Origin of the sequence: Streptomyces sp. rh34, from assembly GCF_002551245.1 — a bacterium.
GTDB lineage: Bacteria > Actinomycetota > Actinomycetes > Streptomycetales > Streptomycetaceae > Streptomyces.
Genome location: NZ_NTGZ01000048.1, coordinates 24130 through 33900, shown reverse-complemented (window position 1 = coordinate 33900; position 9771 = coordinate 24130). Strand labels below are relative to the sequence as shown.

The 9771-nt window shown below is 71.4% G+C and carries 9 protein-coding genes and 1 pseudogene; 4 read left to right on the top strand and 6 right to left on the bottom strand.

The annotated features are described in order from the left end of the window. The 3 genes and pseudogenes from CR470_RS12345 to CR470_RS12335 form a co-directional block, all read right to left on the bottom strand. Window positions 1-1251: pseudogene (locus CR470_RS12345) on the bottom strand (ATP-binding protein); the annotation flags it as partial. A 313-nt stretch (window positions 1252-1564) separates the two neighbouring features. Beyond that, the gene (locus tag CR470_RS12340) at window positions 1565-1888 is read right to left on the bottom strand and encodes an STAS domain-containing protein (RefSeq protein WP_003966237.1); all 324 of its coding nucleotides are present in this window, start codon (window positions 1886-1888) and stop codon (window positions 1565-1567) included. 268 nt (window positions 1889-2156) lie between these two features. Beyond that, on the bottom strand, window positions 2157-3005 hold the full coding sequence (locus CR470_RS12335; protein WP_097867635.1) for a 3-hydroxyacyl-CoA dehydrogenase family protein: 849 nt from the start codon (window positions 3003-3005) through the stop codon (window positions 2157-2159). 369 nt (window positions 3006-3374) lie between these two features. Between CR470_RS12335 and CR470_RS12330 the strand changes: the two genes are divergently transcribed. Beyond that, window positions 3375-3947, top strand: coding sequence for a cob(I)yrinic acid a,c-diamide adenosyltransferase (locus CR470_RS12330; RefSeq protein ID WP_097867633.1), 573 nt, complete (start codon window positions 3375-3377; stop codon window positions 3945-3947). Between the two features lie 2 nt (window positions 3948-3949). Here the strand turns inward: CR470_RS12330 and CR470_RS12325 are convergent, their stop codons facing one another. Beyond that, complete coding sequence (locus CR470_RS12325) at window positions 3950-4528, bottom strand: hypothetical protein (protein WP_097867632.1); 579 nt, start codon at window positions 4526-4528, stop codon at window positions 3950-3952. Window positions 4529-4678: 150 nt separating this feature from the next. Here CR470_RS12325 and CR470_RS12320 point away from each other — a divergent pair, with 150 nt between their 5' ends. From CR470_RS12320 to CR470_RS12310, 3 genes are all read left to right on the top strand, one after another. Beyond that, window positions 4679-5878: a sensor histidine kinase gene (locus CR470_RS12320; protein ID WP_097867631.1), complete on the top strand. Its 1200-nt coding sequence runs from the start codon at window positions 4679-4681 to the stop codon at window positions 5876-5878. Then, on the top strand, window positions 5875-6537 hold the full coding sequence (locus CR470_RS12315) for a response regulator (RefSeq protein ID WP_097867630.1): 663 nt from the start codon (window positions 5875-5877) through the stop codon (window positions 6535-6537). The genes CR470_RS12320 and CR470_RS12315 overlap by 4 nt, the downstream gene beginning before the upstream one ends. Window positions 6538-6690: 153 nt before the next feature. Continuing rightward, window positions 6691-8565, top strand: coding sequence for a glycoside hydrolase family 18 chitinase (locus tag CR470_RS12310; protein WP_097867629.1), 1875 nt, complete (start codon window positions 6691-6693; stop codon window positions 8563-8565). Between the two features lie 188 nt (window positions 8566-8753). On the opposite strand, the gene CR470_RS12305 is transcribed toward CR470_RS12310, so the two are convergent. Continuing rightward, window positions 8754-9200: a DUF2550 domain-containing protein gene (locus CR470_RS12305; RefSeq protein ID WP_030580933.1), complete on the bottom strand. Its 447-nt coding sequence runs from the start codon at window positions 9198-9200 to the stop codon at window positions 8754-8756. 132 nt (window positions 9201-9332) lie between these two features. After that, complete coding sequence (locus CR470_RS12300; protein ID WP_003966248.1) at window positions 9333-9707, bottom strand: F0F1 ATP synthase subunit epsilon; 375 nt, start codon at window positions 9705-9707, stop codon at window positions 9333-9335. Window positions 9708-9771 lie beyond the last annotated feature (64 nt).

Sequence of the window (9771 nt, the reverse complement as noted above, 5' to 3'; positions counted from 1 at the left end):
GAGACAGCGGTAACGGGGGCCGGCCGGGGAGAGCAGGCCGCAGCCCGCGAGCTCGCCGAGCGCGGCGTCCGCGTGGGTGTCGCCCACGAGCGCCGGGAGATGGGCCTGGTGGGGCACCTCGCCGCCGAGGGCGACGGCGAAGCGCAGGGTGGCGCGGGCCGCCTCGCTGAGCCGGGAGGCGAGCAGCACGGCGGGCGCGGCGCCCTCGCCGAGGCTCGGCAGCGGGACGTCGAGGGCTTCGGCGGCGGGCGCGGCGGGGGCCGGCGGCGCGTCGCCCGCGCGTGGCTCGAAGTAGTCGTACTCGTCGAAGGCTTCGGGGCCGGCGCGCAGCCGGTCGCGCTGCGCGAGGAGGGATCCGGCCTGGACGAACCGGAGCGGCAGGCCCTCGGACTCGAACCAGAGGTCGCCCGCCCAGTTCCGCTCCTCCTCCGTGAGGGGGCGCTCGACGACCTTCTCCAGCAGGTCCAGCGAGGCGCCGCGCCCGAGGCCTGCGAGGAGCACCTCCTCCAGGTGGGCGTCGACACCGGGGGTGGTGACGCCAGGGGTGACGGCGTCGGGGGTGGCGGCGATCAAAAAGGCGCACTCGGGAGTGGCGGCGAGCAGTTCGTCGAGGGCCGCTCCGCCGATCTCCAGGTCGTCGATGGTGACGACGGCGCCGATGGACCGGACGAGCGCGAGCAGTTCGTCGCGGTCGGGACGGTGGTTCGGGGCCTTGTACACGGTGTCGAAGAGGGCGTGCAGCAGATCGGCACCGGTGCGGCCCCGGCCGTTGAGCCGGACGACTCCGTCGGGGGCCAGGTCCGCGCAGTCGGCGGCGACGGCGTCCAGCAGCGCGGTGCGGCCGGAACCGGCCTGGCCGGTGAGGCGGACGCTGCGGCCGCGGGCCAGCAGGCGGACCAGGCGCTCGCGCTCCTCCTGGCGCTCCAGGAGCGGCGGCTGCGGGGCGGGCGGGCCGGGAGGCACCGGGGGTGCGCCGGCGCGTTCGTGGTCGGCCCGTTCGGCGGAGGTGCGGCGGACCGGGGCGTCGGGGCCCGAGCCGGGCGGGCAGGACTCGACCTCGCTGCCGTCGACGGGGTTGACCGTGAGCAGCAGGTCGCCGACGGTCAGTTGGACGACGCGGACCTGCTGCGGTGTCCCCGGGCCGAAGTCGGCGCCGCCGGATTCGCGGGACGGCCGGCGGTGGCCGGGCTCGCCGCCGGAGCGGTCGTGGCCCTGCCCGTACTCTTCGGGTTCCCGGTGTGTCGGGTCCATCGCAAAGTCCCCCAGACGCGTCGTGCGCGGTTGCCCCTCCCGGCCTCACACGCGCCCCGCTGTCGCTTCCGGTCCGGTGTCCGCCCATGGGTTCGTTGTCATTCGGCGGACGGCCGAACCCTAGACCTTGGCACAGTATTCACGAACCGCCGGGGTACCACGCCGTCCAGGACGTCACGTTCCGGTGAGGATTGCGTGACTTCTGCCGCCGGGTTCGGTCCCTCCGGCCGTCGACCCTCCGGCCGTCGGGATCCCGGCGGCTGGCGCGCGGCGGTCCGGATCCCGGCGGGGCGGGCGACCGCGCGCACGTCCGTCAGACGCGCGGCAGCGACTCCGCGGCGATGCCGCCCTCGATGGCCAGGATGCGGTGCAGCCGGGTGGCCACCAGGAGGCGCTGCATCTGCGGCGGCACGCCGCGCAGGACGAGGCGCCGTCCGGCCCGCCCGGCACGGCGGTGGGCTCCCATGATGACGCCGAGTCCGGTGGCGTCCCAGGAGTCCAGCTCGGTCAGGTCCAGCACGAGGTCGCCGACTCCGTCGTCCACGGCCGAGTGCAGGACCGTACGGGCGTCCGCCGCGCTTCGGACGTCGAGGCGGCCCCCGACGACCAGCTCGGCGTGGTCGCCCCTGATGTGCATATGCGCTCCCCGGTCATGCTCCGTAGAAGGTCGGTCTGTCTGTTCCGCCGTCGGCTCCGCTGTGGCCGTGTCTCCGCCACGCGTGGCCCGGCCCCTGCCACCACTGACTGTCGTGACGACGGGGAAGTTGCCGTCTGTAAGCGAACCGATACCGAATTCACTCGGTGGAGTGACTCCGGCTCGCCGAAGGCAGGCCCCTGCCCGGTAGAATCCCCGGCTCCCCCGGCCCGGGCGGCGGCGGACCGGCGGGCCGAGGGGATGGATCCGGTCAGTACGTGTAGAAGCCCTGCCCGCTCTTGCGCCCGATGTCACCTGCGTCGACCATCCGGCGCATCAGTTCCGGGGCGGCGAACTTCTCGTCCTGCGACTCGGTGTAGATGTTGCTCGTGGCGTGCAGCAGGATGTCGACGCCGGTCAGGTCCGCGGTGGCGAGCGGGCCCATGGCGTGGCCGAAGCCCAGCTTGCAGGCGATGTCGATGTCCTCGGCCGAGGCGACGCCCGACTCGTACAGCTTGGCGGCCTCGACGACGAGCGCCGAGATCAGCCGGGTGGTGACGAAGCCCGCCACGTCGCGGTTGACGACGATGCAGGTCTTGCCGACCGACTCGGCGAACTCCCGGGCGGTGGCGAGGGTTTCGTCGCTGGTCTTGTAGCCGCGCACCAGCTCGCAGAGCTGCATCATCGGGACCGGCGAGAAGAAGTGCACGCCGACGACGCGTTCCGGACGTTCCGTCACGGCCGCGATCTTGGTGATCGGGATGGCGGAGGTGTTGGACGCGAGGACGGTGTTCTCGCCGACGACCTTGTCCAGGGCCCGGAAGATCTCGTGCTTGACTTCCAGCTTCTCGAAGACGGCTTCCACGACGACGTCCGCGTCGGCCACGGCGTCGAGGTCGGTGGTCGTGGTGATGCGGGCGAGCGCGGACTCGGCGTCGGCCGCGTCCAGCTTGCCCTTGGAGACGAACCTGTCGTACGAGGCCCTGATCCCGTCACGGCCCCGGGTCAGCGCGGCGTCGGTGACGTCCCGCAGCACGACGTCCCAGCCCGCCTGGGCGGAGACCTGCGCGATCCCGGATCCCATGAGTCCGGCCCCGATGACGGCGAGCTTCCTGGCCACGTTCGCACCCCTTGGTTTCTGTTCGCCCGTGCGCTTCTGTTCACGGCGGTTCACATGCTCTCCGGCGGAGATTAGTACCCGTCGGGCGCGCTGGGGCGGTGAAGAGATGCGCGTCACGTCTCAGATGACGGACATCACACCGGGACGCGTCATTCGGCTCCGCGCCACGCGTAGTTGAGGACCTGGTCGCCGAGCGGCCGACGAAAAGCGGCAGCGGGTCGTCCTCGCGCGCGACGGCCTCGGCGGCCGACCCGCCCGGGTCGCGGGAGGGGGCGTACCCAGTCCTCGCCACCGCGGGCTTCGCCGCCGCGGCCGTGACAGTGGGCACAGGGGTCTTCCGGCGGGCCGGAGCGTAACTACGCTGGACCCATGGTCAATCTGACGCGCATCTACACCCGGACCGGCGACCAGGGCACCACGGCCCTCGGCGACATGAGCCGCACCGCCAAGACCGATCTGCGGATCTCGGCGTACGCGGACGCCAACGAGGCCAACGCGGCGATCGGCGCGGCCATCGCGCTGGGGCAGCTGCCCGAGGCGCTGGTGAAGGTCCTCGTACGCGTCCAGAACGACCTCTTCGACGTGGGCGCGGACCTGTGCACCCCGGTGGTGGAGGACCCGAAGTACCCTCCGCTGCGGGTCGAGCAGTCCTACATCGACAAGCTGGAGGCGGACTGCGACACCTTCCTGGAGGAGCTGGAGAAGCTGCGCAGCTTCATCCTCCCCGGCGGTACGCCCGGCGCGGCCCTGCTGCACCAGGCGTGCACCGTGGTCCGGCGCGCCGAGCGGTCCACCTGGGCGGCGCTGGAGGTGCACGGGGAGTCGATGAACACCCTGACCGCCACCTACCTCAACCGCCTCTCCGACCTCCTGTTCATCCTGGCGCGGAGCGCGAACAAGGAGGTCGGGGACGTGCTGTGGGTGCCGGGCGGCGAGCGGTAGGCCTACAGCCTGTCGGCCCGCTCCCGCTCCGCCCCCTCGCCCTTGTCCTTCGGCGCCTGCTTCGGGAACACCGTGTAGCCGCCCGCGATGATCAGGTTGATGCCGATCACCCAGCCCATCTTCTGCTGCCACATCCGCAGCGAACCGGTCTCCCCGCCGGAGCCGACGTACCAGACCGCTGCCTGGAGCAGGCCCAGCGCGACCACGGCGGCGAGGATCCAGCGGGCGGCGGTGCGCCACTCGTGGGCGGCGCGGGCCATGCCGTACTTCGGCGGCTTCACCGGCGGCGGGCCGCCGAACCAGCGGTGGGCGACGCGGGCGTCGACCCACGTGATGGTGGAGTGGCCCAGGCCCACGGTGAAGCCGATGTAGACGGCGGCCAGGCCGTGCTTCCAGTCCGGCTCGGCCCCGTTCTTCAGGTCGATGGCCGTCACCACCAGCAGGACGACCTCCAGCAGCGGCTCGCACAGCAGCACGGCCGCGCCGAGCCTCGGTTTCCTCGCGACGTACCGCAGGGCGAGTCCGGCGGCCAGCAGAACCCAGAACGCGACCTCGCAGGCCACGACCAGTAGAGCGATCACGACTCTCTCCTCCCGTTCCCCTTCAGCCTCCCGGCCGCCGGGCGCGGATACGTCGTCGGCAGTGACGAAACGGGACTGCATCGTTCGGTGTAGTCGCGGATCGGCCCGCGAAGGGAGGTCCGAAGGCGGCGGTGCGTGTTGGATGGAGGGGTGCTCACCTCGATCCGGCCCGACCGCGACGCGGTGGCCCTCGCCGTCTCCGGGCTGCTCGGGGGGCTGCTCCTGTGGGTGCTGGGCCTCCACACCCAGGGCGGCCACTCCCTCTCCGCACGCTGGGTCACCCTCGTACCGCTGACCGCCATGGCCGCCGCCGAGCTGCTGCGCCGCACCGCCCCGCGCACGGCGCTGACGATCGGCACGCTCGCGCTGGTGGCGGACCAGTTCACCTGGGGCAACCTCGCCACCATCCTGATGTTCACGGACGTCATGTACGCGGCCGTGCTGTACGGGACCCCGGCCGCCGCCCGCCGCCTCCCGGTGGCCACGCTCCTGATCACCGTCGCGTCCACGATCGGCTTCCTGGCCTGGTTCCACAAGCCGGAGGCGCTGCTGATCGGCCTGGTCATCGGGCTGGTCTCCTTCATCCCCGCCCTGACCGGGGTCAGTGTCCGCACCCATCACTCCGCCGCCGACAGCGCCCGGCTGGCCGCCGCACAGACCGCGCGGCTGGCCGAGATGGACCGGACGCAGGCGGTGGTCGCCGAGCGCGCCCGGATGGGACGGGAGCTGCACGACATGGTGGCCAACCACCTCTCCGCCGTGGCGATCCATTCCACGGCGGCCCTGTCCATCGACGACCCGGAGACCTCGCGGAACGCCCTGAAGGTGATTCGGGAGAACAGTGTCGAGGGGCTGGCGGAGATGCGCCGGCTGATCGGGCTGCTGCGGGAGGGCGGCGAGGACGACGCCCCGGCGGCGGCCCCGACGCTCGCTTCCCTGGACGCGCTGGTCGAGCAGACGAACGTCAACGGGGCGTCCAGCGGGCTGATCTGCACCCTGGAGGGCGCCGGGGACGCGGTGCCCGACGCACTGCCGACGCCGGTCGAGCTGGCCGCGTACCGGATCGTGCAGGAGTCCCTGACCAACGCCCTCAAGCACGCGGCGCCGGGCCCGGTCACGGTGCGGCTCGCCCACGCCGGCGGGGTGCTGACGATCGAGGTGACCAGTGTGTTCGGCAGCCGTCCCGGGCCGACGGCGCCCGGTTCGGGGGCGGGCCTGGTGGGCATGCGGGAGCGGGTGGCCCTGCTCGGCGGGACGATCACCGCGGGGGCCGAGCCGGACGGCGACGGAACCAAGATCTGGCGGGTGCGGGCCGAACTGCCCGTGGTGGAAAGGACGATGCGGGAATGACGATTCGGGTACTGGTCGCGGAGGACCAGGCGGCGGTGCGCGCGGGGCTGGTGCTGATCCTCTCCAGCGCGCCGGACATCGAGGTCGTCGGGGAGGCGGCGGACGGCGAGGCGGCGGTGCGCCTGGCCCGTGAACTCCGCCCGGACCTGGTGCTGATGGATGTGCAGATGCCGCGCCTCGACGGGGTGTCGGCGACGCGGCAGGTGGTCGCGGAGGAGCTCGCGGACGTCCTGGTGCTGACCACGTTCGATCTGGACGAGTACGTCTTCGGGGCGCTGCGCGCGGGGGCCTCCGGCTTCCTGCTGAAGAACACCGACGCCCGTGATCTGCTGGAGGCGGTACGGACGGTGGCGCGCGGAGAGGGGCTGATCGCCCCGGCCGTGACCCGTCGGCTGATCGCGGAGTTCGCCGGGGCGTCCCCCGTACGCGGCCGGGGGACGGCCGATCCGGCGGTGCTGGACGCGCTCACCCGGCGTGAACTCGAAGTGCTGGGGTGCCTGGGCGAGGGCTTGTCGAACGCGGAGATCGCGCTGCGTCTCTCGATGGCCGAGGCCACGGTGAAGACGCACGTCAGCAGGTTGCTGGGCAAGCTGGAGCTGCGCAGCCGGGTTCAGGCGGCGGTCCTGGCACAGGAGTTGGGGATCCGAGCCGCGAGCTGATCTTTGGTCCAGACCTCTTGACGATTGGTCCAGACCTTCCTACTGTCACCGAAACACACTGCGGTGAGTACGAGAGCACCCGTACTCAGGGCGGCGCAGGGTTTGCAGTCCACGAATCACCCCCGTTTGTTGGACCTCACCCGAGGAGCACCGTTGAGCACAGAATCCCCCCAACGCCGATCCAGATTCCGATGGGTCCCCGCCCGGAGCGGCCGGTCCAAGGTCATCGCGGGCCTGACCGCGCTGGTCGTGCCGCTGGCCGCGATGGTGGGGCTCGCCTCCCCCGCCACGGCGGCCACATCGGCCACCGCCACGTACACCAAGAAGTCGGACTGGGGCAGCGGCTTCGAGGGTCAGTGGACGGTGAAGAACACCGGCACCACCGCGCTCTCCTCCTGGACCATCGAGTGGGACTTCCCCTCGGGCACCTCGGCCGGCTCCGCCTGGGACGCCTCCCTCACCAGCAGCGGCGGCCACTACACCGCCAAGAACCTCTCCTGGAACGGGTCCGTGGCGCCCGGCGCCAGCGTCAGCTTCGGCTTCAACGGCACCGGCTCCGGCGCCCCCACGGGCTGCAAGCTGAACGGCGCCTCCTGTGACGGCGGCTCCGTCCCCGGCGACAACCCGCCCTCGGCTCCCGGCACCCCCACCACCAGCAACGTCACCGACACCTCGGTGAAGCTCAGCTGGAGCGCCGCGACCGACGACAAGGGCGTCAAGAACTACGACGTGCTGCGGGACGGCGCGAAGGTCGCCACGGTCACCGGCACGACGTACACCAACACCGGTCTGACCGCGGGCACCGACTACTCCTACGCCGTACAGGCCCGGGACACCGCCGACCAGACCGGCCCGGCCTCCGGCTCCGTCTCCGTGCGCACCACCGGCGGCGGCCAGGAGCCCGGCCCCGGCGGCGACAAGATCACCATGGGCTACTTCACGAACTGGGGCGTCTACGGGCGCAACTACCACGTCAAGAACCTGGTGACGTCCGGCACGGCCGCGAAGATCACGCACATCAACTACGCCTTCGGCAACGTGCAGAACGGCAAGTGCACCATCGGCGACTCCTACGCCGACTACGACAAGGCGTACACCGCCGACCAGTCCGTCGACGGCGTCGCCGACACCTGGGACCAGCCGCTGCGCGGCAACTTCAACCAGCTGCGCAAGCTGAAGGCCAAGTACCCGCACATCAAGATCCTCTGGTCGTTCGGCGGCTGGACCTGGTCCGGCGGCTTCCCCCAGGCCGTGCAGAACCCCGCCGCCTTCGCGCAGTCCTGCTACGACCTGGTCGAGGACCCCCGCTGGGCCGATGTCTTCGACGGCATCGACCTCGACTGGGAGTACCCCAACGCCTGTGGTCTGACCTGTGACACCAGCGGCCCGGCCGCGATCAAGACCATGGCCGACGCCATGCGGGCCAAGTTCGGCCCGAACAACCTGGTCACCGCCGCCATCACCGCGGACGGCTCCAACGGCGGCAAGATCGACGCGGCCGACTACGGCGGCGCCGCCAAGTCCTTCGACTGGTACAACGTGATGACGTACGACTTCTTCGGCGCCTGGGCGAAGCAGGGCCCGACGGCCCCGCACTCGCCGCTGACCCCGTACACCGGCATCCCGCAGCAGGGCTTCACCTCCGCCGACGCCATCGCCAAGCTGAAGGCACAGGGCGTCCCGGCCAAGAAGCTGCTCCTCGGCATCGGCTTCTACGGCCGTGGCTGGACCGGTGTCACCCAGTCCGCCCCCGGCGGCACGGCGACCGGCGCGGCCCCGGGCACGTACGAGGCGGGCTTCGAGGACTACAAGGTCCTCAAGAACACCTGCCCGGCCACCGGCACCGTCGGCGGCACCGCGTACGCGCACTGCGGCACCAACTGGTGGAGCTACGACACCCCGGCCACCATCGGCTCGAAGATGAACTGGACGAAGAACCAGGGCATGGGCGGAGCGTTCATCTGGGAGCTCTCCGGTGACACCAGCAACGGCGAACTGGTGACCGCGGTCACCAGCGGCCTGAAGTAACGACGACGGTGCTCCCCACGCCGTAACGGCAAGCACCACCCCGGAAAGACACCGGGGAGACGGGTCCGCCCCCCGTCTCCCCGGTTTTTCGCTGTGTACGTTCCTCCGTCGGCCGCGTACGCCGCTACGCGACGTTGCCCCTCCCCCGGACTTCGCCCGGGGGGACCCTCTTCCAGCGGGGCTTCCTATCAGGCCACATTGACCCGCTGGCCGGGCGGCGCCGCCTCCAGCCAGGCGAGGAAGCCGGTCAGGGCGTCCTCGCTCATCGCCAGCTCCAGGCGGGTCCCGCGGTGGAGACAGCCGAGCACGACGGAGTCGGACAGGAGCGCGAGCTCCTCCTCGCCCTCCGGCAGCCGGCGGGCGATCACCTCGATCGCAGAACGCTCCAGGCCCCGGCGGGGGCGAGGAGCGTAGGAGAAGACCCGGAACCAGTCGACGCGGTCACCGCTGTAGCGGGCGACCCCGTACACCCAGCCCTTGCCGAGCGCATCGGGTTCCTCCGACACGTCCCACCGCAGGCTGCAGTCGAAGGTCCCTCCGGACCGCTGGATCAGCCTCCGGCGCAGGCCGAAGACGAACAGTCCCAACAGGACCGTGACCACGACGGACGCGCCCACCCACAACGCGAGGACCATCTCCACCGACCTCCTCGCATCGTCGAGTAACGAACACCGAAACCGTATTGCACCTGCATCGCCTCAGCCGCGACACGGCTGGATTGCTCCAGCTCGGGCCGCGGCTGAGTAAAGACATCTGTCAGTGGGGTGCTAGCGCACCGCCACCGCGCGCAGTCGTACGTCGGCGCGCCGCTGGGCAGCGGCGTCCGCGTCCGACTTCGCGAGTTCCAGCGCCCGCTCGGCGCGCTCGACATCGATCTCGTCGGCCAGCTCGGCGATCTCGGCCAGCAGCGACAGCTTGTCGTCCGCGAACGAGATGAATCCACCGTGCACAGCGGCGATGACGGTGCCGCCCTCACTCGTGCGGATCGTCACCGGGCCCGATTCCAGCACACCGAGAAGCGGCTGGTGACCGGGCATGACGCCGATGTCGCCGGACGTGGTGCGCGCGACGACCAGGGTGGCCTCGCCGGACCAGACACTTCGGTCGGCGGCGACCAGCTCGACATGCAGCTCAGCAGCCAAGGGTGGCTCCTCGGGTCACCACCCGGCCGCCCGGCCGGGTGTCGGTTCAATTCTACGGGGCGTG